Source organism: Burkholderia sp. BCC1985 (genome assembly GCF_905339915.1).
Taxonomy (GTDB): Bacteria; Pseudomonadota; Gammaproteobacteria; order Burkholderiales; family Burkholderiaceae; genus Burkholderia.
The window spans coordinates 335600-361100 of sequence record NZ_CAJPGY010000001.1 but is presented as its reverse complement, the minus strand read 5'-3'; the positions used below and the strand labels follow the sequence as shown (position 1 = coordinate 361100).

The window sequence follows — 25501 nt, the reverse complement described above, 5'->3', positions numbered from 1 at the left end:
CGGGTTATTCGAACAGGGATGCCAGCGCGCGGCGGCGCCAGAACTTGCGCAGGTCGCCGCGCGTCGCGTGCAGCGTCACGGAGCTGGTGTCGCCGCACAGCGTGAAGTCGACGCCGGCCAGCTCGCCGTTCTGCAGCGCGGCGAGGGCGGGCGCGAACCAGTCGCGCTCGAGCGCGGCGAGCGCGTCGTGCCAGCGTGCCCAGTCCTGTTCGATGAACGGGGCGGACAGCGTGGGCAGCTCGACGAGCGTCGCGCCGGCGGCGGCGGGCAATGTGCCGAATGCGGCCGGCACGGCGCCGGCCTCGGCCTGCGCCGCGCGCGCGAGGCCGAGCGCGGCGGGCGACACGGACAGCACGCGCGCGAACGGCTTGCCGACCGGCTTCAGCGTGCCCTGCGCGTGGAACCAGATCGAATTGACGGCGGGCAACCCGCGCGCTTCGCGCGCTTCGTTGACCGGATGCTGGAACCACGCCATCTGCACTTCGTTCTGCAGCTTCATCCACATCCGCGAGCGTTCGCCGGTGTGCGCCTCGTGCGGCAACCAGATCTCGATGTTGCGGCCGCTGGCGCGCAGCGGCGCGGCGCCGGCGAGGCGGGCGAGCTGCTCGCTGGACAGATACCAGCGCGCCGGATGCGGCGCTTCCAGTCGCACGCCGAGCTCCTCGATCAGCGGGCGCGCGACCGCCAGCAACGCGGCGGCGTCGCCGTCGTCGAGCGCGAGGCTCGCCGGGTCGACGAGCACGAGGTGATCGTGCGCGATTTCGACATGGACGGGCTCGACGCACGCCCAGGCCTGGGTGCCCGGGTCGCCGCCGTCCGCCAGCAGCATGTAGGGCGCGAGCGGCGCCTCGTCGGCGGCGTTGCCCTGGGTCGCGCCGAACCGGCGGGCCAGCCAGCGCTCGTGCGGCAGCGTGCGCTGGAAGTCCTCGCCGGCCACGCGCTCGACGAGGCTCGCGCGGGCGAGCAACTTTTCGAGCGCGGGGCTGTCCAGCGTGTGCAGGGACGAGGCCGCATCGGCCGCCGACGGCAGCGCGAACGGAACGAGAAAATGGAGGCGTCGGTCGTGCATGATGGTGCGCATTGTATGGCAAACTGCGCGCGTGATCGGGCCGGCTGACGGTCCGATTGGGCCCGATTGCGTCCGGCGACCGCTTTTTTCGACCGCGCCCCGGGCGGCGCTCCGGCCTCGGGCCGCCATCCCCGCCGTAACCAGCAGAAAGGATTCGCTTGAAACTTCCGTACGAATGGCAGATCGGCTGGCGCTACACGCGCGCCGGCAAACGCACGACCGGCAACGGCTTCATTTCCTTCATCGCGCTCGTGTCGATGCTCGGGATCGCGCTCGGCGTCGCGGCGCTGATCGTCGTGCTGTCCGTGATGAACGGCTTCCAGAAGGAAGTGCGCGACCGCATGCTGTCGGTGCTCGCGCACGTCGAGGTGTTTTCGCCGACCGGCTCGATGCCCGACTGGCAACTGACCGCGCAGGAAGCGCGCCGCAATCCGTCGGTGACGGGCGCGGCGCCGTACGTCGACGCGCAGGCGCTGCTCACGCGCCAGGACGCGGTGAGCGGCGTGATGCTGCGCGGCGTCGAGCCGTCGCTCGAACCGCAGGTGTCGGACATCGGCAAGGACATGAAGGCAGGCCAGCTCGCCGCGCTCGTGCCGGGCCAGTTCGGCATCGTGCTCGGCGACGCGCTCGCCGGCAACCTCGGCGTGACGGTCGGCGACAAGGTCACGCTCGTCGCCCCCGAAGGCACGATCACGCCGGCCGGGATGATGCCGCGGCTCAAGCAGTTCACGGTCGTCGGCGTGTTCGAGTCGGGCCACTACGAATACGACAGCACGCTCGCGATGATCAACATCCGCGACGCGGAGGCGCTGTTCCGGATGGCCGCGCCGACCGGCGTGCGGCTGCGGCTCACCGACATGCAGAAGGCGCCGCAGGTCGCGGTCGAGCTGTCGCATACGCTGTCGGGCAGCCTGTACATCCGCGACTGGACCCAGCAGAACAAGACCTGGTTCTCGGCCGTGCAGATCGAGAAGCGGATGATGTTCATCATCCTCACGCTGATCATCGCGGTGGCCGCGTTCAACCTCGTGTCGTCGCTCGTGATGACGGTGACCAACAAGCAGGCCGACATCGCGATCCTGCGCACGCTTGGCGCGCAGCCGGGCTCGATCATGAAGATCTTCGTCGTGCAGGGCGTGACGATCGGCTTCGTCGGCACCGCATCGGGCGTCGCGCTCGGCTGCCTGATCGCGTGGAGCATTCCGTGGCTGATCCCGATGATCGAGCACCTGTTCGGCGTTCAGTTCCTGCCGCCGTCGGTGTACTTCATCAGCGAGCTGCCGTCCGAGCTCGTCGCGGGCGACGTCATCAAGATCGGCCTGATCGCGTTCGTGCTGTCGGCCGTCGCGACGCTCTATCCGAGCTGGCGCGGCGCGAAGGTGAAGCCGGCGGAGGCGCTGCGCTATGAATGATCGCGCGACCGCATTCGCGGATTCACGACAACCCATCAGACAGGATTCGGCAGGTATGCAGGAATACGTGCTTCAGGCGCGCGGGATCACGAAGGCGTTCGTGCAGGGCGGCTTCAACGTGCAGGTGCTCAACAACACCGAGCTGACGGTGCGGCGCGGCGAGAAGCTGGCGGTCGTCGGCGCGTCGGGCTCCGGCAAGAGCACGCTGCTGCACGTGCTGGGCGGCCTCGACGAACCGAGCGCGGGCGAAGTGTCGCTGCTCGGCAAGCCGTTTACGCAGCTCGCCGAGCGCGAGCGCAACGAGCTGCGCAACCGCGCGCTCGGCTTCGTCTACCAGTTCCATCACCTGCTGCCGGAATTCACCGCGCTCGACAACGTCGCGATGCCGCTGCGCATCCGCCGGATGACGACCGAGGACGCGCGCGCGCAGGCACAGGCGATGCTCGAACGTGTCGGTCTCGGCCCGCGTGCGAAGCACCGGCCGGGCGAGCTGTCGGGCGGCGAGCGGCAGCGCGTCGCGATCGCGCGCGCGCTGGTGACGAAGCCGGCCTGCGTGCTCGCCGACGAGCCGACCGGCAACCTCGATGGCACGACGGCCGATACCGTGTTCAACCTGATGCTCGAGTTGTCCGAGACGCTCGAAACGAGCTTCGTGATCGTCACGCACGATCCCGAGCTCGCCGCGCGCTGCGACCGCATCATGCGCCTGCGCGACGGCGTGCTGCACGAGGAGCCGGCGCTGCCGGTGTGAACGAACGCCTCCGCCGTGCCGCCGGACGAGTCCCGGCGTTGCGGCGGGGCGCAGGAAAGCCGCCATGTGGATCGATACGCATTGCCATCTCGATGCCGCCGAATTCGACGCCGACCGCGACGCGGTCACGCAGGCGGCGCGTGCGGCCGGCGTGTCGCGCATCGTGATTCCGAGCATCGGGCGCGACAACTTCACGACCGTGCGCGAACTGGCGCAGCGCACACCGGGCGCGGTCTATGCGCTCGGCATCCACCCGATGTATACGCCGCACGCACGCGACGAGGATCTCGACCGGCTGCGCATAGAGATCGAGGCGAGCCTCGACGATCCGCGCTTCGTCGCGATCGGCGAGATCGGGCTCGACTACTTCGTGCCGGGGCTCGACGAAGCGCGGCAGCAATTCTTCTATCAAGGGCAGCTCAAGCTCGCGCGGGAATTCGACCTGCCGGTGCTGTGCCACGTGCGCAAGTCGCAGGACCGCGTGCTCGCCGGGCTGCGCCGCTTCGGCGTGCGGCGCGGCATCGCGCATGCGTTCAACGGCAGTTTCCAGCAGGCCGACGCGTATCTCGCACAGGGGCTGCATCTCGGTTTCGGCGGCAACGTGACGTTCGGACGCGCGTTGCAGATCCGCCGGCTCGCCGCGCAGTTGCCGCTCGACGCGATCGTCGTCGAGACCGACGCGCCCGACATCGCGCCCGAATGGGCGTACAAGTCCCGCAATGCGCCCGACCAGGTGCCGCGCATCGGTGCCGTGCTCGCCGAGCTGCGCGGGATCGACGCGCACGCGCTGTCCCTATCCACAACGGCTAACGCGCTCGCCGCGCTGCCGCGACTCGCCCTTTCGTCCGCATAATCGTTGCCGGAAGGCGCCGTCTCGACAGCGGCGGCGCCAGGTCGACGAGGAGGCGCGATGCGCGTGTGGTGGATCGCGTTCGCGCTCGGCGTGGTCGTGCTGCAGCGGCAGGCGGCGTTGCCGGGCGCGGGCGTCTGGGCAGGCGGGGCGGCCGTGCTGGCCGGTTGCGGCGCGCTGCTTGCATGGTGTGCGCGGCGCCGTCGAACCCGCGCGATTGTCGCGCTCCGGTGGGTGCTGTGCGCGTGCGCCGCCGGTGCGATCGGATTCGGCTATGCGGCCGCGCGCGCCGAATGGCGGCTGCGTGACAGCCTGCCCGTCGAGCGGGAAGGGCGCAACATCGTCGTCACGGGCGTGATCCGCGGGTTGCCGGTGATCGACGACACCGGCGCGCGACTGCTGTTTGCCGTCGAATCGAACGATGCGGCGCTGGCCCGGTTTCCTCCCGTGATCCGGTTGTCGTGGCGCACGTACGGCGCGCCCGCGGCACGCGACGCGATGCCCGATTTGCGCGCCGCGCAGCGCTGGCGCCTCGTCGTGCGCCTGAAGCGTCCGCATGCCGAGGCGAATCCCGGCGTGCGCGACAGCGAGGCGGCATGGCTCGCCGCGGGCATTCGCGCGATCGGCTATGTGGTCGCGCCCGAACGGGCGGAACTGCTCGACGCGCGTGCATCGGGATGGCGCGCGTCGATCGATCGGCTGCGCGACGCGCTGCGTGCCGGTATCGGCGATGCGCTCGGCAGCGGCGCGCGCCATCGCGGCATCGTGACCGCGCTCGCGGTCGGCGATCAATCCGGCATCGGCGACGACGCGTGGCGCGTGCTGCGCAATACGGGCACGAGTCATCTGGTCGCGATCTCGGGGCTGCATGTCGGGCTCGTCGGCGCGCTCGCCGGCGGGATCGCATCGATCGTCTGGCGGCGTCTGCGCTGGCGAGGACGTGCGGCGGCGCTGATGATTCCCGCGCCTTACGTGGCTTCGGTTGCCGCGCTGGCGGCCGCCGCCGGCTACGCGGCGCTCGCCGGCTTCAACGTGCCGGCGCAGCGCGCATGGTGGATGATCGCGGCCGGTGCGGCCGCCTATCTGGCCGGACGCAGCGTGCCGACCTCCGCGGTGCTGTGCGCGGCGCTCGGCGGCGTGCTGCTCGCCGATCCGTGGGCCGTGTTGTCCGCCGGTTTCTGGCTGTCGTTCGGCGCGGTCGCGGTAATCCTGATGGCGGTCGCGGGCTGGCGCGCGGTGTGCGAATTCGACGGGGGCGACAGGCGCGACAGCGGCGACGGTGCGGGGGATGGCACCGCCGCGGTCGACCGCTGGCGGTGGCTGCGAGCAGGGTGCGCGCGTGCCGGGCGCCGAATCGCGGAGGCCACGCGCGTGCAGTACGCGGTGACGATCGGCCTCGCGCCGCTGACGGCCGCGTGGTTCGCGCAGATCTCGGTATCCGGCCCGTTCGGCAATGCGTTCGCGATTCCGTGGGTCAGCGCCGTCGTGACGCCGGTCGTGCTCGCCGGTATCGGGTTGCCCGCGCCGTTGGACGGCTATGCGTTCCGGCTCGCGCATGCGGCGCTCGAACCGATGATGGCGCTGCTGGGGCATCTCGCCGACTGGCCGGCCGGCGTATTCTGGCTGCGCATGCCCGACTGGCCGGTGTTGATGCTGGCGTGCATCGGCGTCGCATGGGTGTTGATGCCGCGCGGCTGGCCGCTGCGCTGGGCCGCGCCGATCACATGGCTGCCGCTGCTTGCGCCGGCGCCGGATAAACCGCCGCCGGGCGGCTTCCGGCTGACCGTGCTCGACGTCGGGCAGGGCGCGTCGGTGCTGGTCGAGACCGCACGCCGGACCTTGCTGTTCGATGCGGGGCCCGGGCCGGAGTCGACCCATGCCGGCCAGCGGATCGTTGCGCCGTCGTTGCGCTCGCGCGGAATCCGGACCGTCGATACGCTCGTGCTCAGTCATGCGGACGCCGATCATGCGGGCGGCGCGGCGGCCGTCTATGCGGCCGCCGAGGTTCGCCAGCTGGTCGCCGGCATCGCGCCGCGGCACCGGCTGTGGCGCGACGCGCAGGCGGCCGGCGTGACCGATCGACTGCCTTGCGCGGCCGGGCAGCGGTGGAGCTGGGACGGTGTCGTGTTCACGATGCTGTGGCCGCCGCGCGTGGCGGGGGCCGGTCCGTCGAACGAACAATCGTGCGTGCTGCGCATCGACGCGGTGGGCACGTCGGCCCTGCTGACGGGCGACATCGAGGCACGCGCCGAGCGCCGCCTGGTGGCCGATGCGCGCGACGCGCTGGCCGCGCAGATCCTCGTCGTGCCGCACCATGGCAGCCGCACGTCGTCGGTCGAGCCTTTCCTCGATTCGGTCGGGCCGCGCGTCGCGGTATTTCCTGTAGGCTATCGCAATCGCTTCGGGCATCCGCACCGGACGGTCCTCGCGCGCTACGAGGCGCGCGGGATTCCGCTGCCACGCACCGATCGCGACGGGGCCGTGCGGTTCGACGTCGCGCCGGCGGACGGCGGTTTTGCGTTCGAGCGTTATCGCGATGCGCAGCGACGGTACTGGATGGACCGGTGAGTTGGTGTGGTGGCGCGCAGCAGGAACGAAGAGACCGGACAGGTGCTGGAGCAGCGGAGCCCGCCGATCGCGAAGCATGGGGCGGGAGTAAGTGCCAAAGCACCAACTCCGGTCGACCGCGAAGTATGGGACGGGAGTAAGCGCTGAAGCGCCAACTCCCGTCGACCGCGAAGCATGGGATCGGAGTAAGCGCTAAAGCGCCAACTCCCGTCGACAAAGGAGACATCGGCGTTTGAAGGACATCCTCCACTTCTCGCATGCGAACGGTTTTCCGGCCTCGACGTACCGGACGATCTTCGCCGAGCTGGCAGACGACTACGACCTGCGTTACATCGAGCGCATCGGTCACGACCGCCGCTACCCGGTGACACGCGACTGGCCGCATCTCGTCGAGCAGCTGCTCGACGACATCGGCAGCCGCTACGAGCGCCCGGTCTGGCTCGTCGGCCATTCGCTCGGCGGCTACCTGTCGCTGATGGCCGCGCTGAAAAAACCGCACTGGGTGCGCGGCGTGGTGATGATCGATTCACCGATCATCGCGGGATGGCGCGCCGGCGCGCTGCGCGCGAGCCAGTGGGCCGGGCTCGACGAGCGGCTGTCGCCGGCGGCCGCGACGCGCAACCGGCGCACGCGCTGGGCGAGCCGCGACGAAGCCTGGCGGCACTTTCACGAGAAACCCGCGTTCGCGCGCTGGGACGAGCGGATGCTGTCGGACTACATCGACCACGGCATCCCGCAGGCGGGCGCCGACGGCGAACGCGCGCTCGCATTCGACCGGCAGGTCGAATACCTGATCTACCGGACGCTGCCGCACACGCTCGGCCCGCGGCTCGCGCACGGCGCGCCGGTGCCGCTCGGCTTTCTCGCCGGCACGCGCTCGCGCGAGGTGCGGCAGGTCGGGCTCGAGGCGACGCGACGCGCCGCGCGCGGGCGCATCGAATGGATCGAGGGCAGCCACCTGTTCCCGATGGAGCGGCCGATCGAGACGGCCCGCGCATTGCAGCGGATGCTGAATTCGCTGAAAACGGCGGAGGGCGGCGTGCCGCGAGACAGCGCGGCGCTCGCGAACAGCGCCTGACGCCTTGGTCCGGTGCTCCGCGTCCGGCGTGCGCGGTTGCACCGTCCGGCCGGTTCGCCCCGGCGCGCACGGCTGGCGCGGCACAGCGCGAAAGGGCGGGATCATCGCGTCAATTGCTGAGAGAAGGGCGGGCTTTACGGTATAATCCGTTTTTCCCGCGAGCATCCAGCGATGACCAAATATGTTTTCGTCACCGGCGGCGTAGTTTCTTCCCTCGGCAAGGGTATTGCCGCCGCCTCTCTCGCCGCGATCCTCGAATCGCGCGGTCTGAAAGTCACCCTCCTCAAACTCGATCCCTACATCAACGTCGACCCCGGCACGATGAGCCCGTTCCAGCACGGCGAAGTGTTCGTGACGGAAGACGGAGCGGAGACCGACCTCGACCTCGGCCACTATGAGCGCTTCATCAGCACGAAGATGCGCAAGGCCAACAACTTCACGACCGGCCAGATCTACGAATCGGTGATCCGCAAGGAACGCCGCGGCGACTATCTCGGCAAGACCGTGCAGGTGATTCCGCACATCACGAACGAAATCCAGGCGTTCATCGAGCGCGGGGCGGCATCGGCCACCTGCGGCGAACCGGACGTCGCGATCGTCGAGATCGGCGGCACGGTCGGCGACATCGAGTCGCTGCCGTTCCTCGAGGCCGCGCGCCAGATGAGCCTGCGCCTCGGCCGCAACAGCGCGTGCTTCGTGCACCTGACGCTCGTGCCGTACGTCGCGACGGCCGGCGAGCTGAAGACGAAGCCGACCCAGCACAGCGTGCAGAAGCTGCGCGAGATCGGCATCCTGCCGCACGTGCTGCTGTGCCGTGCGGACCGCCGCATCCCGGACGACGAATCGAAGAAGATCTCGATGTTCTCGAACGTGCCGGAAGACGCCGTGATCTCGGTGTGGGACGCCGACAGCATCTACAAGATTCCGCAGATGCTGCACGACCAGGGCCTCGACCGGATCATCTGCGAAGAGCTGAAGCTGTCGCCGAAGGACGCCGACCTGAGCATGTGGTCGGAGCTCGTCGAGAAGCTGGAAAACCCGAAGCACGAAGTGACGATCGGCATGGTCGGCAAGTACGTCGACCTGACCGAGTCGTACAAGTCGCTGATCGAGGCGCTGCGCCACGCATCGCTGCACACGTCGACCAAGGTCAACATCGAGTACATCGACTCGGAAGAGATCGAGACGAACGGTGTCGACAGCCTGAAGCATCTCGACGCCGTGCTGGTGCCGGGCGGTTTCGGCCGTCGCGGCACGGAAGGCAAGATCGCGGCGATCCGCTATGCGCGCGAGGCGAAGGTGCCGTACCTCGGCATCTGTCTCGGCATGCAGCTCGCGGTGATCGAATTCGCGCGCGACGTCGTCGGCCTGAAGCAGGCGAACAGCACGGAATTCGATCCGGAAACGCCGGAACGCGTGGTCGCGCTGATCACCGAGTGGCACGACCGCGAAGGCAAGGTCGAGACGCGCACCGAGGAATCCGATCTCGGCGGCACGATGCGCCTCGGCTCGCAACGCTGCCCGATCAAGCCCGGCACGATGGCCGAAGAGATCTATGGCAAGGACGTGAACGAGCGCCATCGCCACCGTTATGAAGTCAATAACCGCTTCGTGCCCCAGCTCGAAGCCGGCGGCCTTATCATCAGCGCCCGTACCCCGAGCGAGGATCTGCCGGAAATGATGGAGCTGCCGCGCTCGATGCACCCGTGGTTCGTCGGCGTCCAGTTCCACCCGGAATTCACGTCCACGCCGCGTGACGGTCATCCCCTCTTCAAGTCGTTCGTCGAAGCCGCGCTCGCCAACAAGCAAGCGCGCGGAGTGTAAAGCATGAAGCTGTGCGATTTCGAGGTCGGTCTCGACCAGCCTTTCTTCCTGATCGCGGGTACCTGCGTCGTCGAATCGGAGCAGATGACGATCGACACGGCGGGCCGCCTGAAGGAGATCTGCGAGAAGCTGAACGTCCCGTTCATCTACAAGTCGTCCTACGACAAGGCGAATCGCAGCTCGGGCAAGTCGTTTCGCGGCCTCGGAATGGACGAGGGCCTGCGGATCCTCGGCGAGGTGAAGCGCCAGCTCGGCCTGCCGGTGCTGACCGACGTGCATTCGATCGAGGAGATCGAGCAGGTCGCGTCGGTCGTCGACGTGCTGCAGACGCCCGCGTTCCTGTGCCGTCAGACCGACTTCATCCACGCGTGCGCACGCTCGGGCAAGCCCGTCAATATCAAGAAGGGCCAGTTCCTCGCGCCGCACGACATGAAGAACGTGATCGACAAGGCGCGCGACGCGGCGCGTGAAGCCGGGCTGTCGGAAGACCGCTTCATGGCGTGCGAGCGCGGCGTCTCGTTCGGCTACAACAACCTTGTGTCGGACATGCGCTCGCTCGCGATCATGCGCGAGACGAACGCGCCGGTCGTGTTCGATGCGACCCACTCGGTGCAGCTGCCGGGCGGGCAGGGCACGAGCTCGGGCGGCCAGCGCGAATTCGTGCCGGTGCTCGCGCGTGCTGCCGTCGCGACGGGTGTTGCGGGCCTGTTCATGGAAACGCACCCGAATCCGGCCGAAGCGAAGTCGGACGGCCCGAACGCGGTGCCGCTGAACCGGATGGGCGCGCTGCTGGAGACCCTCGTCACGCTCGACCAGGCGGTGAAGCGCAATCCGTTCCTGGAAAACGATTTCAACTAAAGATCGAATGAACCATGCGACGGCCTCGCGCGTCAGTAGCGTAAGCAATGTCGGCGCGCGTGCCGTCGCAGTTTGAAGAATCCATCGTCATTCTCAGAGGAAACCCATGAGTGCAATCGTAGATATCATCGGCCGCGAGATTCTGGATTCGCGCGGCAACCCCACCGTCGAATGCGACGTGCTGCTCGAATCGGGCACGATGGGCCGCGCGGCGGTGCCGTCGGGCGCGTCCACCGGCTCGCGTGAAGCGATCGAACTGCGCGACGGCGAAGCCGGCCGCTACAACGGCAAGGGCGTGCTGAAGGCAGTCGAGCACATCAACACCGAAATCTCCGAAGCCATCATGGGCCTCGACGCGTCGGAACAGGCGTTCCTCGACAAGACGCTGCTCGAGCTGGACGGCACCGACAACAAGTCGCGCCTCGGCGCGAACGCGATGCTGGCCGTGTCGATGGCCGTCGCGAAGGCAGCGGCTGAAGAAGCCGGCCTGCCGCTGTACCGCTACTTCGGCGGCTCGGGCGCGATGCAGCTGCCGGTCCCGATGATGAACATCGTCAACGGCGGCGCGCACGCGAACAACAGCCTCGACATCCAGGAATTCATGATCGTCCCGGTGAGTCAGCCGACGTTCCGTGAAGCCCTGCGTTGCGGCGCGGAAGTGTTCCACGCACTGAAGAAGATCCTGAGCGACCGCGGCATGAGCACGGCAGTCGGCGACGAAGGCGGCTTCGCGCCGAACTTCGGCAGCAACGACGAGTGCCTGTCGACGATCCTGCAGGCGATCGAGAAGGCCGGCTACCGTGCGGGCGAAGACGTGCTGCTCGCGCTCGACTGCGCGGCCTCCGAGTTCTACCACGACGGCAAGTACCAGCTCGCGGGCGAAGGCCTGCAACTGTCGTCGGCCGAATTCACCGACTACCTCGCGACGCTCGCCGACAAGTTCCCGATCGTGTCGATCGAGGACGGCATGCACGAAGGCGACTGGGACGGCTGGAAGCTGCTGACCGAGCGCCTCGGCAAGAAGGTGCAGCTCGTCGGCGACGACCTGTTCGTCACGAACACGCGCATCCTGAAGGAAGGCATCGAGAAGGGCATCGCGAACTCGATCCTCATCAAGATCAACCAGATCGGTACGCTGACCGAAACGTTCGCGGCAATCGAAATGGCGAAGCGCGCGGGCTACACGGCCGTGATCTCGCACCGCTCGGGCGAAACGGAAGATTCGACGATCGCGGACATCGCGGTCGGCCTGAACGCCGGTCAGATCAAGACGGGTTCGCTGTCGCGCAGCGACCGCATCTCGAAGTACAACCAGCTGCTGCGCATCGAGGAAGATCTCGGCGACATCGCGAGCTACCCGGGCAAATCGGCTTTCTATAACCTGCGCTAACGCGCTACTATCGGGTTCGTCATCTCGACGCCGCTCTGTGCATGTCGCGCGGAGCGGCGCTTCTTATATCTGCGTCTCTTACATGCGGCTTGTCACTGTCGTCCTGATTGCCTTGCTGGCGCTCATTCAGTACCCCCTATGGTGGGGACACGGCGGCTGGTTGCGGGTGCACGAATTGCGCCAGCAGCTCGGCGATCAGCTGCAGAAGAATGCGGACGAGAAGCTGCGCAATGAACGGATCGCGGGCGAAGTGCAGGATCTGCAGGGCGGTACCGCGGCCATCGAGGAGCGCGCGCGCTACGAGATGGGCATGGTGAAGGATGGCGAAGTGTTCGTGCAGTTCGTATCGCCGAACGCGCCGGCCAGCCCGCTGAACAACACGCCGTCGAGCACGTCGACGCGCGGTACCGTGTCCGCGGCACCCGTGCGTGTCGTGCCGAACCCGCAGTCGATCGCGAAACCGTCGCGGCATCACGGCGGCGAGAAGGGCAAGGCCGCGCATCACTGAGCGCGGGAGTCCGAACCATTGAAAAAGCGCGGGAAATGCCGCGCTTTTTTATTTCCTGCCAGTCGTCAATCGGGTCGGTCGACGCGATGTCGCGTCACCACCACCAGCCCGGGTAACCGTAGCCATAGCCGATGCCGGTGCCCCATCGGCTGCCCCAGCCGCCGCCGTAATAGCCGCCGTAGACCGTCACGGGCGGCGGAGAGTAATACGACCAGGCGCGCGCGGCGGCCTCGGCCGCCATCGCGTCGTTCTGCTCGCGCAGTACCTGCCGGTCGATCTCGTCGTAGCGTTTGCGCTCCGCGCTCGACAGGGCGGGCGGCCTGCCGCCCGACGCGCCCGGCCCGGGCAGGCGGCTCAGGATCGTCGACGAAGGCGGCTGCACCGCGCAGCCGGCGAGGGCCAGCGTGCCAGCTGCGACACTGGCCAGGACGAGAGTGCGGAACGGGCGATTCATGTGTTTCTCCAGCAGCGCGCCGCAGTGCAAAGCGGTTTGCGCCGAAGGCGGGACCTGCGGCGCGTGAGCCGTGCGGGCGACGCTCGTGCGTCATTATGCGCCCGCGCCCGCATCGCGGGCACAGACGCGCGGCGCGCTCAGTGACGCTGCTCGGTCGCGGGCGTGATGCCGGTCGCGAGTTCCGGCGCGGCGAACAACTGCGCGACGTCGACGGGATCGAATTCGTAGCGCTGGTTGCAGAACTCGCAGTGGATTTCGACGTGACCGCGCTCGACGATCACGCTGTCGACTTCGTCGCGGCCGAGCATGCGCAGCATCGCGCCGACCTTCTCGCGGGAGCACGAGCACTGGAAACGCGTCCCGGCCGGGTCGAAGTGCTGCACGTTTTCCTGCCAGAACAGCCGGCGGAACACGACTTCCGGTTCGACCTCGAGCAACTCCTTGGCGGACAGCGTGCCGCCGAGCGTGCAGACGCGCTCCCAGGTGTCGGCGTCGGTCTCGGCGTTGCGCGGCACGATACCGCCGTCGCCCGGCAGCTTCTGCAGCAGCATGCCGACCGCGCGGTCGCGATCGGCCGCCAGCCACAGCCGCGTGTCGAGCTGCTCCGAGTGGTGCATGTAGTGCTCGAGGACCTGCGACACCGATTCGAGCGGGCCGTCGACGCCGTTCAGCGGCACGATGCCCTGGTACGGCTGCTGGCCCGGCAGCTTCTCGGCCGGGTCGAGCGTGATCACGCAGCGGCCGTGACCGCTCGCGTTGACGAGCGACGCGAACTGCATGTCGTCGCCGATCGTCTGCGCCGCGTCGCCGGCGAACTTGGCCGTGGCGCGCATCGTCAGGTCCGAACCGCACTGGACGACCAGCATCTGGACCGGCCCGTCGCCGAAGATCTGCATGATCAGGGTGCCGTGAAATTTCAGGTTCGCCGACAGCAGCGCACACGCGGCCATCATCTCGCCGAGCACCGTGCGCACCGGGGCAGGGTAGTCACGGCGGGAAAGCACCTCTTGCCACGTGTTGCGCAGCGACACGATCTCGCCGCGCACGGGTGCCGAATTGAACATGAATTTCTGTAACTGGTCGCTCACTCTTCTTCCTTGAAATCCGCGCGAATCAGCCGATCCGCACGAGTTGCTCCTTGAAATGCGCACGCCGCTCGACGTACGTCTTCGCATTGGCGCGCAGCCGCGCGATGTCGTCTGCCGACAGCTCGCGCACGACTTTCGCCGGGGCGCCGAGAATCAGCGAATTGTCCGCGAACGTCTTGCCTTCCGTCACGACCGCGCCGGCACCGACCAGACAGTTGCGGCCGATCACCGCTCCATTCAAGACCACCGCCTGAATCCCGATCAGCGAACCCTCGCCGATCGTGCACCCGTGCAGCATCGCCTGGTGCCCGATCGTCACGTTTTCGGCAATCGTCAGCGGAAAGCCCGGGTCCGTATGCAGGACCGCGCCTTCCTGGACATTGCTGCCGGTGCCGACCGTGATCGGCTCGTTGTCGCCGCGAATCGTCGCGCCGAACCAGACGCTCGCGTTTTCCTCGAGCACGACCTTGCCGATGATGGCCGCCGTATCGGCGACGAATACGCTTTCGTGGATCGTCGGGGCCGTCTCGCCCAGTTTGTAGATCGTCACGGAGTCTCCTGGTCTCTTCGATGATGGGCGCCGGTAGAATGGCGCGTCTGGCGTGCCGGGCGCGTTGCGTGACGGCACAAACGCTTATTGTAAACCGTCGCGTGCGTGCGTTCCCGCGATGCGTGCGGATGGTGCCCCCGTTTGATGAGCATGCAGCCTTCTTCCCTTACCGCGGCGCCGCGTTGCGTGCGCCGCGCCGCACTCGACGCGCTGCGGATCGCCGAGCCGGCCGCGAAGGCCGCGCAGGTCCGTGCGCTGTATGACGCGCTGCTCGCCGGACAGGCCGCGATCGCGCCGGCGCTCGGCCTGGACGAGCCGGCCGACCTGCCCGGCCGTCCGGCGCGCCCGCCGCTCGTCGAGCCGCGCCAGCTCGAGCGCCGCAGCATGCGCTCGCCCGCGGGGCGCGCGGTGTTGCTGCACGCGCTCGCGCATATCGAATTCAACGCGATCAACCTCGCGCTCGACGCCGTGTGGCGCTTCGCCGGCATGCCCGACGCGTTCTACGCGGACTGGCTGAAGGTCGCGGCCGAGGAGGCCTATCACTTCACGCTGCTGTCCGACCGGCTGGCCGGGTTCGGGCATGCGTACGGCGATTTCCCCGCGCACAACGGGCTATGGGAGATGTGCGAGCGGACCAAGGCCGATGTGCTCGCGCGGATGGCGCTCGTGCCGCGCACCCTCGAGGCGCGCGGGCTCGACGCGTCGCCGCCGATCCGTGCGCGGCTCTTGCAGGCGGGCGACGACGCGTCCGCGGCGATCCTCGACGTGATCCTGCGCGACGAGATCGGCCATGTCGCGATCGGGAACCGCTGGTTCCGGCACTTGTGCGACGCCGCCGGCCGCGATCCGGTTCCCACCTACCGCGAGCTTGCCGAGCAGTACCATGCGCCGCGGCTGCGCGGCCCGTTCAATTTCGACGCGCGCCGCACCGCGGGATTCGAGCAGGCGGAGCTGGACGAACTCGCCGCGCAGGACATGCCGGACGGCCCGGCGGCGGGTTAGGGCGAGCGGGCGCCGCCGGCTCCGGACGGGCGGGCGAACGCTGCCGCCGGCTGGCCACACGGGCCGCTCGGCGGCATTTCCATGGCAGTCGATGCGCCGGACACGTACCGTCGGCTCACCGTCGCTAGAGCGCAGCCTCGACTGCCGGGCGCCGGAACGGAAGTGCCATCGCTATAATCGAACGACCATTCTTTTTTTGGCGGCTGCAATGAATGCCTCGAGTTCTGTTTCGGATTTCGTCACCGTCCGCGGTGTCAAGCTGCATGTGCGGCGCTGGGGCCGGCCCGATGCGCCGACGCTGTTCATGCTGCACGGCTGGATGGACGTCGCGGCATCGTTCCAGTTCGTCGTCGACGCGCTCGCGGGCGACTGGCAGGTGATCGCGCCGGATGCGCGCGGCTTCGGCCTGTCCGACTGGCCGGTCGCGCGGCAGGGCGGCGGTCATTACTGGTTCCACGAGTACCTGGGCGATCTCGACGCGCTGGTCGATCACTATGCGCCGACCGGCGAAGTCAACCTGGTCGGGCACAGCATGGGGGCGAACGTCGTGTGCCTGTACGCGGGCGCGCGGCCGGAGCGCGTGCGGCGCGTGGTCGACCTCGAAGGGTTCGGGCTCGCCCCCGCGCGGGCCGAGCAGGCGCCGCGCCGGCTGCGCGGCTGGCTCGACGAGCTGCGCGAGCCGCCGGTGCTGCGCCCGTACGCGTCGCTCGACGACGTCGCGGCCCGGCTGACCAAGACCAATCCGCGGCTCGATCCGCGCCGCGCGGCGTTCCTCGCCGCGCACTGGTCGAAGCGCGGCGAAGACGGCCTATATCACCTGCTGGCGGACCCCGCGCACAAGATGGCGGGCCCGCAGCTGTACCGGCTCGACGAGGTGATGGCCGTCTGGAAGCAGGTGCGCGCGAAGGTGCTGCACGTCGAGGCCGTCAATTCGCCGACGCTCGCCTACATCGCGGGCGACATCCCGCTGGCCGAGTTCAAGGCGCGCTTCGGCGCGTTCCCCGACTGGCGCGAAAAGCTCGTCGAGGATGCCGGCCACATGGTCCATCACGACCAGCCGGAGCAGGTCGCGGCGCTGATCGAGGCGTTCTGCGCATAGGCCGGCGGCGGCAGCGGCGGGGCAGGCGGGCGGCGCATTTGCCGCATTGCAGTAGAATGAAGCTTCACCTGCCATACCGACAATGAACGCTGATCTCCACTGCCATTCGAATGTTTCCGACGGGTTGCTGTCGCCTGCCGACGTCGCGCGCCGCGCCCATGCCGGCGGCGTGACCCTGTGGGCACTGACCGACCACGACGAGATCGGCGGCCAGGCGGCGGCGCGCAGCGAGGCGGAAGCGCTCGGCATGCGCTATCTGAGCGGCGTCGAGATTTCGGTCACGTGGGCGTCGCGCACCGTGCACATCGTCGGGCTGCACATCGATCCGTCGAACCCGACGCTCGTCGACGGCCTGTACCGTACGCGCCACGGCCGTGCGGCCCGTGCGCGGGCGATCGCCGCGCAGCTCGAGACGCTCGGCATCCCCGGCGCGTACGAAGGCGCGCTGAAGTACGTGTCGAATCCCGACCTGATCTCGCGCACCCACTTCGCGCGTTTCCTGGTCGAGAACGGCCATGCCGCATCGACGTCCGACGTGTTCGACCGCCTGCTCGGCGACGGCAAGCCGGGGTTCGTTCCGCACCGCTGGGCGACGCTGTCCGACGCCGTCGCATGGATTCGCGCGGCGGGCGGGGAGGCCGTGGTCGCACACCCGGGCCGCTACCGCTATACGCCGGTCGAATTCGACGCATTCTTCGGCGAATTCATCGATCTCGGCGGCCGGGCGATCGAGGTCATCACGGGCAGCCACACGCCCGACCAGTACCGCGAATACGCGGACGTCGCGCGCCGCTTCGGCTTCGAGGTGTCGCGCGGTTCGGATTTCCATGCGCCGGGCGAGGGCCGCGTCGAACTCGGCAGCCTCCCGCCGTTGCCGCCCGATCTGAAACCGGTCTGGGAGCGCTGGCTCTGACGCGTCGCGGCCGCTTGCCGTTCGCCGTTCGCGCTGCCGGCGAGGCGCGCATCCGACTTCTCCCTCTTTACGTGTCCCCATGTCCCAGTTCTTCAGGATTCATCCGGATAATCCGCAGCCGCGCCTGATCAAGCAGGCCGCGGACATCGTCAGCAAGGGCGGCGTGATCGCAATGCCGACCGATTCGAGCTACGCGCTCGCGTGCCACCTCGACGACAAGGACGCGGTCGAGCGCGTGCGCCGCATCCGCGGCCTCGACGAGAAGCAGCACCTGTCGCTGCTCGTGCGCGACCTGTCGGAACTGGCCAACTTCGCGATGGTGGACAACCGTCAGTACCGGCAGATCAAGTCGGTGACGCCGGGCCCGTACGTGTTCATCCTGCAGGCAACCAAGGAAGTGCCGCGCCGGCTGTCGCATCCGTCGCGCAAGACGATCGGGCTGCGCGTTCCCGATCACGCGATCACGCTCGCGCTGCTCGAGTCGCTCGGCCAGCCGCTGCTCGGCACGACGCTGATCCTGCCGCCGGACGACGAGCCGCTGAACGATCCCGACGACATCCGCGCGCGGCTCGAGAAGCAGGTCGATCTCGTGATCGACGGCGGCGCGTGTCCGCGCGAGCCGTCGACGGTGATCGACCTGACGGGCGACGCGCCGCAGCTCGTGCGCGCGGGGCGCGGCGCGCTCGAACCGTTCGGGCTGTCGGCCGCGTAAGCGCCATTCATTTTTGCGCGAGTGCGCTTGTTACAATAACGCGATATGGACGCTTCCCTGATTCAGACCATCGCCGTCTACGCGCTGCCCGTGATCTTCGCGATCACGCTGCACGAGGCTGCGCACGGCTATGCCGCGCGCCTGCTCGGCGACAACACCGCCTACATGATGGGGCGCGTGTCGTTCAACCCGATGCGCCACATCGATCCGCTCGGCACGATCGCGATTCCGCTCGTGATGTATTTCCTGACCGGCGGCGCTTTCCTGTTCGGCTATGCGAAGCCGGTGCCGGTATCGTTCGGCAACCTGCGCGATCCGCGCTGGGGCAGCCTGTGGGTGGCGCTCGCGGGTCCGGCCTGCAACTTCGTGCAGGCGCTGGTCTGGGGCGTGCTGACCATCGTGCTGCCCGCGGCCGGCATCGACGAGCCGTTCTTCACGCGGATGGCCTATGCGGGCGTCAGCGCGAACCTGGTGCTCGGCGTGCTGAACCTGTTTCCGCTGCCGCCGCTCGACGGCGGCCGCATCCTCGCGGCACTGCTGCCGCCGAAGCAATCGATCGCGCTGTCGCGCATCGAGCCGTACGGTTTCATCATCGTCCTCGTGCTGGTCACGACGGGCGTGCTGACGAATTTCTGGCTGCGCCCGCTCGTGAACGCCGCGGCCGGCGTGCTGAGCGCCATCCTGTCTCCCTTCGCCTCGCTTTTCTAACGACAATCATGTTCCCAGATCGTATTTTCTCCGGCATGCGACCCACCGGGTCGCTGCACCTCGGCCACTACCACGGCGTGCTGAAAAACTGGGTGAAGCTGCAGTCCGAGTACCCGTGCTTCTTCTGCGTGGTCGACTGGCATGCGCTGACGACGCACTACGAAACGCCCGAGGTCATCGAGAAGAACGTGTGGGACGTGCTGATCGACTGGCTCGCGTCCGGCATCGATCCGGCGCAGGCGACGCTGTTCATCCAGAGCAAGGTGCCCGAGCATGCGGAGCTCGCGCTGCTGCTCGGCATGAGCACGCCGCTCGGCTGGCTCGAACGCGTGCCGACCTACAAGGAGCAGATGGAGAAGCTGAAGGACAAGGACCTGTCGACCTACGGCTTCCTCGGCTACCCGGTGCTGATGGCGGCCGACATCCTGCTGTATCGCGGCTCGCTCGTGCCGGTCGGTGAAGACCAGGTGCCGCACGTCGAGATGACGCGCGAGATCGCGCGCCGCTTCAACTACCTGTACGGCCGCGAGCCGGGCTTCGAGGAGAAGGCGCTCGAGGCCGCGAAGAAGCTCGGCGGCAAGCGCGCGAAGCTCTATCACGAACTGCGCAATGCGTACCAGCAGGAGGGCGACGACGAGGCGCTCGAACAGGCGCGCGCGATGCTGCAGGAATCGCAAAGCCTGTCGATGAGCGACCGCGAGCGCCTGTTCGGCTATCTCGAAGGCGCGCGCAAGATCATCCTGGTCGAGCCGCAGGCGCTTTTGACCGAAGCGTCGCGGATGCCGGGCCTCGACGGCCAGAAGATGTCGAAGTCGTACGGCAACACGATCGGCCTGCGCGAGGACGCGGAGACGATCACGAAGAAGGTCCGCACGATGCCGACCGATCCGGCGCGCGTGCGCCGCACCGATCCGGGCGATCCCGACAAGTGCCCGGTGTGGCAGCTGCATCAGGTCTATACGGACGAAGCGACGCACCAGTGGGTGCAGAGCGGCTGCCGCTCGGCGGGTATCGGCTGCCTCGATTGCAAGCAGCCGGTCGTCGAAGGGATCCTGCGCGAACAGCAGCCGATGCTCGAGCGCGCACAGAAGTACATGGACGATCCGTCGCTGCTTCGCGCGATCGTCGCGGACGGCTGCGACAAGGCGCGCAAGCACGCGGTCGAGACGATGCGCGACGTGCGCGAGGCGATGGGCCTGTCGTACACCTGACCTGACGGCATGCGCGAACCCGTCATTGCCGCCGCGGGCGGCCACATCGCCCAGACCGAGCCGTCGCGCTGGGTCAGCCGGTGGTCGCGGCTCGTCCCGGCGGGCGGCGCGGTGCTCGACGTCGCCGCGGGCGGCGGCCGCCATGCGCGCTGGTTTGTGTCGCGCGGGCATCCGGTCGTCGCGCTCGACCGCGATCCGGCCGCGCTGGCCGCATTGCGCGCGATTCCCGGCGTCGACGCGCGCGACGCCGATCTCGAGGGCGCGCCCTGGCCGCTGCCGGCCGGCGCGTCGTTCGCGGCGGTGATCGTCACCCATTATTTGCATCGTCCGCTCTGGCCCCATCTGCTCGATGCGGTGGCGCCGGGCGGCGTGCTGATCTACGAAACCTTCGCGCAAGGAAACGAAACGGTCGGCAAACCGTCCAATCCCGCGTTCCTGCTCGCCCCGGGCGAGTTGCTGGACGCGGTGCGCGGCCGCCTGCGGGTGGTCGCGTACGAGGACGGATTCGTCGCCGCGCCGCGCGAGGCGTTCGTGCAGCGCATCTGCGCGGTACGCGAGGGCGCGACCCCGACGGCGGGGGCGGGAATTCCACGTTACGAACTGCCCGGCTAATCCGCTACAATCTCAACGTTTACCGGTACATCAATCAATCGCGTTTCATGGCTAACGGCACCCAAGACGGCATTCAAATCCGCGGCAGCATCCCCGCGATCGTCACCCCGATGCTCGAAGACGGCAGTCTCGACCTGCCGGCGTTTCGCAAACTGATCGACTGGCACATCGCGGAAGGCACCGACGCACTCGTCGTGGTCGGCACGAGCGGCGAGTCGGCAACGCTCAACGTCGAAGAGCATATCCTGATGATCCGCACGGCGGTCGAGCATGCGGCGAAGCGCATCCCGATCATCGCGGGCGCAGGCGGCAATTCGACCGCCGAGGCGATCGAACTGACGAAGCACGCGAAGGCCGTCGGCGCCGACGCGACGCTGCAGGTCGTGCCGTACTACAACAAGCCCACGCAGGAAGGGATGTACCGGCACTTCAAGGCGATCGCCGAAGCGGTCGACCTGCCGGTGATCCTGTACAACGTGCCGGGCCGCACCGTCGCGGACATGGCGCACGAGACGACGCTGCGCCTCGCGCAGGTGCCGGGCATCATCGGCGTGAAGGAAGCGACCGGCAACATCGATCGCGCCGCGCACCTGATCAAGGCCGCGCCGAAGCATTTCGCGATCTACAGCGGCGACGATCCGACCGCGATCGCGCTGATGCTGCTCGGCGGCCACGGCAACATCTCGGTGACGGCGAACGTCGCGCCGCGCGCGATGAGCGACCTGTGCCGTGCGGCGCTGGCCGGTGACGTCGCAACGGCGCGCGAGCTGCACATGAAGCTGCTGTCGCTGCACAAGAACCTGTTCATCGAGGCAAACCCGATTCCGGTGAAGTGGGCGCTGCAGGCGATGGGCAAGATGCAGGGCGGCATCCGCCTGCCGCTTACGCCGCTCGACGAGCGCTGCCACGATGTCGTACGTTCGGCCCTCATCGAGGCCGGCGTCCTCGCCTGAGGCTCAGGCGGCCGCGTCCTGCGGCCGCCGGCTCGACCCCTCATCAACCCGCACCGGCCGGCTCCGTCCGGCGCCGCTCCTGACGAGCGTTCTAGCAAGACGAAGGATTTCATGAAACGTTTCGCCTTTTCCTCTCGCGCCATCCAGGTTTCGGTGGTGGCGCTGGCGCTGGGCGCGCTCGCCGGCTGCGATACGCTGAACGACTATCTGGCTCCTGACCGGGTCAACTACAAGAACACGGGTTCGGCGCCGCCGCTCGCGGTGCCGAGCGACCTGAAGCCGGTGCCGACGACCCAGCAGTTCGTCGCGCCGCCGAGCAACGCCGGTCTCGGCACGCTGCCGCCGCGGGCGACGACGGCCTCCGGCAACGCGACCGACGGCGTCCCGAGCGCGCAGGATCCTCTCGGCATGCATATCGAGCGCGACGGCGATCGCCGCTGGCTCGTCGTGGACGGGCGCACGCCCGAGCAGCTGTGGCCGATCCTGAAGGAGTTCTGGCAGGAAAACGGCTTCTCGCTGAAGACCGACGCACCGTCGACCGGCATCATGGCCACCGACTGGGCCGAGAACCGCGCGAACATTCCTGACGACTGGTTCCGCCGCACGATCGGCAAGGTCATCGACTTCGCGTACTCGTCGGGCACGCGCGACCGTTTCCGCACGCTCGTGAACCGCACGCCGGACGGCAACACCGACATCTCGATCACGCACAGCGCGATGGAGGAAATGATGGTCGGTCCGCAGGGCGGCACGTCGTCGCGCTGGGAAGAGCGTCCGCGCAACCCGGTGCTCGAGGCCGTGTTCCTGTCGAAGCTGATGCAGAAGTTCGGCCTGAGCGACGCGCAGGCGAAGCAGCTGCTGACCGATGCACGTCCCGCGACGGCGCCGGCGAAGGTCGCAGACACGAGCGGCGGCGCCGCGACGCTGCAGCTGGCGGAATCGTTCGACCGCGCGTGGCTGCGCGTCGGTCTCGCGCTCGACCGTACCAACTTCGCGGTCGACAATCGCGACCGCGAGAAGGGCCTGTACACCGTCCGCTACGCGAACACGATGGAAGAGCTGAAGCGCGACGGGCTGTTCGGCAAGCTGTTCTACGGCGGCCCGTCGGCGGCCAAGCCGGGCAAGGAATACCTGGTCAACGTGCGCGCGCAGGGCAATGGCGGCACGCAGGTCGCGGTGGTCGACGCGAACGGCCAGGTCGACAACTCGTCGGACGCGCAGCGGCTCATTTCGCTGCTGCAGGCCCAGCTGAACTGACCGCGTGCGCTTCGCCAGCCTCGGTAGCGGCAGCGAAGGCAACGCGCTGGTCGTCGAGGTCTCGAGCGGCACGACGACCACCCGCGTGCTGCTCGACTGCGGTTTTTCTGCGAAGGAGGTCGAGCGCCGCCTCGGCCGCCTGAATCTCGGCATCGACGATCTCGATGCGATCCTCATTACCCACGAACACAGCGACCACGTCGGCAGCGCGCTGACGCTCGCGCGGCGCGGCTCACTGCCGCTCTACATGAGCTGGGGCACGGCGCGCGCAGTGGGCGCGGACGAGGCCGATGTCGATCTCCACGTGTTGTGGGGCGACGAGACGGCCGCGATACGCGATCTGGCCGTGATGCCCTATACGGTGCCCCACGACGCGCGGGAACCGCTCCAGTTCGTCTTCATGGACGGCTGCCGCCGGCTCGGCGTGCTGACCGACGTCGGCATGGCCACGCCGCACATCACGACCGTCCTGAGCGGTTGTGACGCGCTGGTGCTCGAATCCAACCACGATACCGCGATGCTCGCCGGGAGCCGCTATCCGCAGTCGCTGAAGGCGCGGATCGGCGGCAATCATGGCCACCTGAGCAACGATGCCGCCGCCGGCATCCTCGCATCGCTCGAACGCAGTCGCCTCCAGCATCTGGTCGCGGCGCACCTGAGCCAGCAGAACAACCGGCCCGAGCTGGCCCGCCAGGCGTTTGCCGGCGTGCTGGGAACGGACGGGGAGGACGTGGTCGTGGCCACGCAGGACGCGGGCTTCGACTGGCTGACGCTCGGTTGAGCGGGCGCAGAGCGGCGCGGGAAGGGGCGGGCGGCGGCTTGGCCTGCTTGCCTGCCGGGTGCGATGCGCGGAACCGACAGACGTAAAAAAACCGGCCCGAAGGGCCGGTTTTTTTTCAGCTGATGCTGAGGCTTACTGGCTTGCGCCCGAAGCCGGAGCAGCCGTCGCTGCCGAAGCAGCCGACGCCACAGCAGCAGCTGCGTCGCTCGCAGCAGCCGTTGCCGACGAAGCAGCAGCCGAAGCGTCGCTCGCAGCACCAGCAACTGCCGAAGCAGCCGACGAAGCAGCAGCCGATGCGTCGCTAGCAGCCGACGAAGCAGCTTGATCAGCGCTCTTGTTGCAAGCAGCCAGTGCAACAGCAGCCAACAGGGAAGCTACGAGGAGGGATTTCTTCATGATCACGTCCTTTTATGGTTAAAGGTAAGCAACAGCGCGAAACAATACCGGTAATGTGCTCCAACACCGACCTGGGCCGCTGGTGGAGACGCACTTCTAGAGCGTGAATCTTCCCTACGGCTTGGGCGGAAATTATATGCACTTTCCTATCGACCGTCGACAAATGCGGGGTCAATACGTTGTCTTTCCCATACAGAATTTGATCTGCACGGGCATACGGGGCGGCCCACTAAATCCGGTATCCGACCCGCAGCCAGCCCGCACAATACCATTCGTGCAGCAAGGCTGTCATCGAGGGAGCCCGGGATAGTGTTACAAACCGTTTCGCCTCCATGTGGCGGAGATTGGCCAGTTCGGGCAGCCATTCGCCGGCTTGCTCGAGCGGTTGTTCCTCGCCATTAATGAAGTACGATCGCGCGTTATACATCAATGCGGCGCGTCTGTCGAGATGCACGCCCCGGCGCGACGCCTGCGCGACGAACGCGGCCTCGGACAGCGGCCGCGCCGGCGGCTCGAATACGACGTTCGATTTGGGCTCGCTCAGGTAGCAGCCGAGGAATTCGGCGACGTCGCGCTTGCGCCAGCGGATCGCCTCGACGATCTCGGCGACGCGCTCGACCATCGCCGGCGGCAGTTGCGCGGGGGTGTCGACCGCCGGCTGCTTGGGGTCGCGGTAGAGCGCGTCGCCGCGCTCGTCGCGCAGGCCGCCGCGCTCCGCGAGGTAGTACAGGAATTGCGCGCCCAGCTCCCCGGCGGACGGTGCCCGGAAGCCGATCGAGCAGGTCATGCATTCGCCTTCGGCCACGCCGTCGTGCGCGATGTGCGGCGGCAGGTACAGCATGTCGCCCGGCTCGAGCACCCATTCGTCGCTCGGCTCGAAATGCTCGAGGATCTTCAGCGGCACGTCCGGCTGCAGCGACAGGTCCTTCTGCGCACCGATGCGCCAGCGGCGCCGGCCTTCGACCTGCAGCAGGAATACGTCGTACGAGTCGAAGTGCGGGCCGACGCCGCCGCCGTCCGTCGCGTACGAAATCATCAGGTCGTCGAGACGCGCGTCCGGGATGAAGCGGAAGCGGTCGAGCAGCGCGCGCGCCGCGTCGACGTGCAGGTCGAGCCCTTGCACGAGCAGGGACCAGGATTTGCGCGAGATGGCCGGCAGCGCGCCCGGCTCGAACGGGCCGTGTGCAAGTTGCCACTTGTTACGAAAATGGGTGATCAGGCGCGATTCGGCGTCATAGTCGGCTGCCAGCTCGAACAATGCGTCGCGCGTGACAGGCGGCTTCACGCCGGGGATCGCCTGGCGGATCAGCAGCGGCTTTTTCTGCCAGTAGCGGCGCATGAATTGCGCCGGCGTGAGGCCGCCGAGCAGCGGCGTGGGAAGATCGGAAGGCGGCGCGCCGAGCGGGGCGTCAGCGGCATCCCGCGGTTCGGCTTGAGACCGGTTGCGCATCGTATAA

Annotated in this window: 26 protein-coding genes; 20 read left to right on the top strand and 6 right to left on the bottom strand. The window is 68.1% G+C overall.

The features are described from left to right. Window positions 1-4: 4 nt before the first annotated feature. Window positions 5-1081, bottom strand: a complete 1077-nt coding sequence (locus U4Z31_RS01690; protein ID WP_185735489.1) for a regulator — start codon at window positions 1079-1081, stop codon at window positions 5-7. 146 nt (window positions 1082-1227) lie between these two features. On the opposite strand from U4Z31_RS01690, the gene U4Z31_RS01685 reads away from it, so the two are divergent. The 9 genes from U4Z31_RS01685 (at window position 1228) to ftsB (ending at window position 12308) form a co-directional block, all read left to right on the top strand. Next, window positions 1228-2481, top strand: coding sequence for a lipoprotein-releasing ABC transporter permease subunit (locus U4Z31_RS01685; RefSeq protein WP_044848183.1), 1254 nt, complete (start codon window positions 1228-1230; stop codon window positions 2479-2481). Next, window positions 2474-3232: a lipoprotein-releasing ABC transporter ATP-binding protein LolD gene (lolD, locus tag U4Z31_RS01680; RefSeq protein ID WP_081051465.1), complete on the top strand. Its 759-nt coding sequence runs from the start codon at window positions 2474-2476 to the stop codon at window positions 3230-3232. Before U4Z31_RS01685 ends, lolD begins: the two co-directional genes overlap by 8 nt. Window positions 3233-3296: 64 nt before the next feature. Beyond that, a complete protein-coding gene (locus U4Z31_RS01675) occupies window positions 3297-4085 on the top strand; it encodes a TatD family hydrolase (protein WP_321809268.1) in 789 nt (262 codons plus the stop codon). 57 nt (window positions 4086-4142) lie between these two features. After that, window positions 4143-6650: a DNA internalization-related competence protein ComEC/Rec2 gene (locus U4Z31_RS01670; protein ID WP_321809267.1), complete on the top strand. Its 2508-nt coding sequence runs from the start codon at window positions 4143-4145 to the stop codon at window positions 6648-6650. A 232-nt stretch (window positions 6651-6882) separates the two neighbouring features. Continuing rightward, entirely contained in the window at window positions 6883-7728 is an 846-nt protein-coding gene (locus U4Z31_RS01665) for an alpha/beta fold hydrolase (RefSeq protein ID WP_044848179.1), read from the top strand. Window positions 7729-7899: 171 nt separating this feature from the next. After that, window positions 7900-9552, top strand: a complete 1653-nt coding sequence (locus tag U4Z31_RS01660; RefSeq protein ID WP_124488302.1) for a CTP synthase — start codon at window positions 7900-7902, stop codon at window positions 9550-9552. Between the two features lie 3 nt (window positions 9553-9555). Then, complete coding sequence (kdsA, locus tag U4Z31_RS01655; RefSeq protein WP_044848177.1) at window positions 9556-10410, top strand: 3-deoxy-8-phosphooctulonate synthase; 855 nt, start codon at window positions 9556-9558, stop codon at window positions 10408-10410. Between the two features lie 106 nt (window positions 10411-10516). Continuing rightward, complete coding sequence (gene eno, locus U4Z31_RS01650) at window positions 10517-11800, top strand: phosphopyruvate hydratase (protein WP_011885396.1); 1284 nt, start codon at window positions 10517-10519, stop codon at window positions 11798-11800. A gap of 82 nt (window positions 11801-11882) precedes the next feature. Then, on the top strand, window positions 11883-12308 hold the full coding sequence (gene ftsB / locus U4Z31_RS01645; RefSeq protein WP_044848176.1) for a cell division protein FtsB: 426 nt from the start codon (window positions 11883-11885) through the stop codon (window positions 12306-12308). Between the two features lie 94 nt (window positions 12309-12402). Here ftsB and U4Z31_RS01640 read toward each other — a convergent pair whose 3' ends face one another. The 3 genes from U4Z31_RS01640 to U4Z31_RS01630 all read right to left on the bottom strand — a co-directional run bounded on the left by U4Z31_RS01640 (window position 12403) and on the right by U4Z31_RS01630 (window position 14400). Continuing rightward, window positions 12403-12762, bottom strand: a complete 360-nt coding sequence (locus U4Z31_RS01640) for a hypothetical protein (protein WP_321809266.1) — start codon at window positions 12760-12762, stop codon at window positions 12403-12405. 137 nt (window positions 12763-12899) lie between these two features. Beyond that, a complete protein-coding gene (hslO, locus tag U4Z31_RS01635; protein ID WP_321809265.1) occupies window positions 12900-13850 on the bottom strand; it encodes an Hsp33 family molecular chaperone HslO in 951 nt (316 codons plus the stop codon). A 25-nt stretch (window positions 13851-13875) separates the two neighbouring features. Continuing rightward, window positions 13876-14400, bottom strand: a complete 525-nt coding sequence (locus tag U4Z31_RS01630) for a gamma carbonic anhydrase family protein (RefSeq protein ID WP_321809264.1) — start codon at window positions 14398-14400, stop codon at window positions 13876-13878. A gap of 144 nt (window positions 14401-14544) precedes the next feature. On the opposite strand from U4Z31_RS01630, the gene U4Z31_RS01625 reads away from it, so the two are divergent. From U4Z31_RS01625 to U4Z31_RS01575, 11 genes are all read left to right on the top strand, one after another. After that, window positions 14545-15402, top strand: a complete 858-nt coding sequence (locus U4Z31_RS01625) for a ferritin-like domain-containing protein (RefSeq protein ID WP_321809263.1) — start codon at window positions 14545-14547, stop codon at window positions 15400-15402. A 208-nt stretch (window positions 15403-15610) separates the two neighbouring features. Then, window positions 15611-16501 (top strand): alpha/beta hydrolase, encoded by an 891-nt coding sequence (locus tag U4Z31_RS01620; protein ID WP_321809262.1) that lies wholly within the window; start codon window positions 15611-15613, stop codon window positions 16499-16501. 82 nt (window positions 16502-16583) lie between these two features. After that, entirely contained in the window at window positions 16584-17414 is an 831-nt protein-coding gene (locus U4Z31_RS01615) for a 3',5'-nucleoside bisphosphate phosphatase (protein WP_321809261.1), read from the top strand. A 79-nt stretch (window positions 17415-17493) separates the two neighbouring features. Continuing rightward, window positions 17494-18126: an L-threonylcarbamoyladenylate synthase gene (locus U4Z31_RS01610; protein WP_124522131.1), complete on the top strand. Its 633-nt coding sequence runs from the start codon at window positions 17494-17496 to the stop codon at window positions 18124-18126. A gap of 45 nt (window positions 18127-18171) precedes the next feature. After that, entirely contained in the window at window positions 18172-18834 is a 663-nt protein-coding gene (locus U4Z31_RS01605; protein WP_044847994.1) for a site-2 protease family protein, read from the top strand. A gap of 8 nt (window positions 18835-18842) precedes the next feature. Continuing rightward, complete coding sequence (locus U4Z31_RS01600) at window positions 18843-20045, top strand: tryptophan--tRNA ligase (RefSeq protein WP_044847993.1); 1203 nt, start codon at window positions 18843-18845, stop codon at window positions 20043-20045. Window positions 20046-20054: 9 nt separating this feature from the next. Then, the gene (locus tag U4Z31_RS01595; RefSeq protein WP_321809260.1) at window positions 20055-20657 is read left to right on the top strand and encodes a class I SAM-dependent methyltransferase; all 603 of its coding nucleotides are present in this window, start codon (window positions 20055-20057) and stop codon (window positions 20655-20657) included. A 47-nt stretch (window positions 20658-20704) separates the two neighbouring features. Continuing rightward, window positions 20705-21610, top strand: coding sequence for a 4-hydroxy-tetrahydrodipicolinate synthase (dapA, locus tag U4Z31_RS01590; RefSeq protein WP_321809259.1), 906 nt, complete (start codon window positions 20705-20707; stop codon window positions 21608-21610). Window positions 21611-21721: 111 nt separating this feature from the next. Then, window positions 21722-22867, top strand: a complete 1146-nt coding sequence (gene bamC / locus U4Z31_RS01585) for an outer membrane protein assembly factor BamC (protein WP_044847990.1) — start codon at window positions 21722-21724, stop codon at window positions 22865-22867. A 4-nt stretch (window positions 22868-22871) separates the two neighbouring features. Next, entirely contained in the window at window positions 22872-23648 is a 777-nt protein-coding gene (locus U4Z31_RS01580; RefSeq protein ID WP_124488293.1) for an MBL fold metallo-hydrolase, read from the top strand. A gap of 122 nt (window positions 23649-23770) precedes the next feature. Next, the gene (locus tag U4Z31_RS01575; RefSeq protein ID WP_185500420.1) at window positions 23771-23953 is read left to right on the top strand and encodes a hypothetical protein; all 183 of its coding nucleotides are present in this window, start codon (window positions 23771-23773) and stop codon (window positions 23951-23953) included. A gap of 20 nt (window positions 23954-23973) precedes the next feature. On the opposite strand, the gene U4Z31_RS37125 is transcribed toward U4Z31_RS01575, so the two are convergent. Both U4Z31_RS37125 and U4Z31_RS01570 read right to left on the bottom strand, forming a co-directional pair. Further along, window positions 23974-24219 (bottom strand): hypothetical protein, encoded by a 246-nt coding sequence (locus tag U4Z31_RS37125; RefSeq protein WP_011657350.1) that lies wholly within the window; start codon window positions 24217-24219, stop codon window positions 23974-23976. Window positions 24220-24273: 54 nt separating this feature from the next. Next, the gene (locus U4Z31_RS01570) at window positions 24274-25494 is read right to left on the bottom strand and encodes a cupin domain-containing protein (protein WP_044847988.1); all 1221 of its coding nucleotides are present in this window, start codon (window positions 25492-25494) and stop codon (window positions 24274-24276) included. Between the last annotated feature and the right edge of the window lie 7 nt (window positions 25495-25501).

What these genes read in the sequence shown, in the direction of transcription:
- U4Z31_RS01690 (WP_185735489.1), bottom strand. Translation starts at nt 1,081, where the DNA reads ATGCGCACCATCATGCACGACCGACGCCTCCATTTTCTCGTTCCGTTC.
- lolD (WP_081051465.1), top strand. Translation starts at nt 2,474, where the DNA reads ATGAATGATCGCGCGACCGCATTCGCGGATTCACGACAACCCATCAGA.
- U4Z31_RS01675 (WP_321809268.1), top strand. Translation starts at nt 3,297, where the DNA reads ATGTGGATCGATACGCATTGCCATCTCGATGCCGCCGAATTCGACGCC.
- U4Z31_RS01670 (WP_321809267.1), top strand. Translation starts at nt 4,143, where the DNA reads ATGCGCGTGTGGTGGATCGCGTTCGCGCTCGGCGTGGTCGTGCTGCAG.
- U4Z31_RS01660 (WP_124488302.1), top strand. Translation starts at nt 7,900, where the DNA reads ATGACCAAATATGTTTTCGTCACCGGCGGCGTAGTTTCTTCCCTCGGC.
- kdsA (WP_044848177.1), top strand. Translation starts at nt 9,556, where the DNA reads ATGAAGCTGTGCGATTTCGAGGTCGGTCTCGACCAGCCTTTCTTCCTG.
- eno (WP_011885396.1), top strand. Translation starts at nt 10,517, where the DNA reads ATGAGTGCAATCGTAGATATCATCGGCCGCGAGATTCTGGATTCGCGC.
- ftsB (WP_044848176.1), top strand. Translation starts at nt 11,883, where the DNA reads ATGCGGCTTGTCACTGTCGTCCTGATTGCCTTGCTGGCGCTCATTCAG.
- U4Z31_RS01640 (WP_321809266.1), bottom strand. Translation starts at nt 12,762, where the DNA reads ATGAATCGCCCGTTCCGCACTCTCGTCCTGGCCAGTGTCGCAGCTGGC.
- U4Z31_RS01625 (WP_321809263.1), top strand. Translation starts at nt 14,545, where the DNA reads ATGAGCATGCAGCCTTCTTCCCTTACCGCGGCGCCGCGTTGCGTGCGC.
- U4Z31_RS01620 (WP_321809262.1), top strand. Translation starts at nt 15,611, where the DNA reads ATGAATGCCTCGAGTTCTGTTTCGGATTTCGTCACCGTCCGCGGTGTC.
- U4Z31_RS01615 (WP_321809261.1), top strand. Translation starts at nt 16,584, where the DNA reads ATGAACGCTGATCTCCACTGCCATTCGAATGTTTCCGACGGGTTGCTG.
- U4Z31_RS01610 (WP_124522131.1), top strand. Translation starts at nt 17,494, where the DNA reads ATGTCCCAGTTCTTCAGGATTCATCCGGATAATCCGCAGCCGCGCCTG.
- U4Z31_RS01605 (WP_044847994.1), top strand. Translation starts at nt 18,172, where the DNA reads ATGGACGCTTCCCTGATTCAGACCATCGCCGTCTACGCGCTGCCCGTG.
- U4Z31_RS01600 (WP_044847993.1), top strand. Translation starts at nt 18,843, where the DNA reads ATGTTCCCAGATCGTATTTTCTCCGGCATGCGACCCACCGGGTCGCTG.
- U4Z31_RS01595 (WP_321809260.1), top strand. Translation starts at nt 20,055, where the DNA reads ATGCGCGAACCCGTCATTGCCGCCGCGGGCGGCCACATCGCCCAGACC.
- dapA (WP_321809259.1), top strand. Translation starts at nt 20,705, where the DNA reads ATGGCTAACGGCACCCAAGACGGCATTCAAATCCGCGGCAGCATCCCC.
- bamC (WP_044847990.1), top strand. Translation starts at nt 21,722, where the DNA reads ATGAAACGTTTCGCCTTTTCCTCTCGCGCCATCCAGGTTTCGGTGGTG.
- U4Z31_RS01575 (WP_185500420.1), top strand. Translation starts at nt 23,771, where the DNA reads ATGCTGAGGCTTACTGGCTTGCGCCCGAAGCCGGAGCAGCCGTCGCTG.
- U4Z31_RS01570 (WP_044847988.1), bottom strand. Translation starts at nt 25,494, where the DNA reads ATGCGCAACCGGTCTCAAGCCGAACCGCGGGATGCCGCTGACGCCCCG.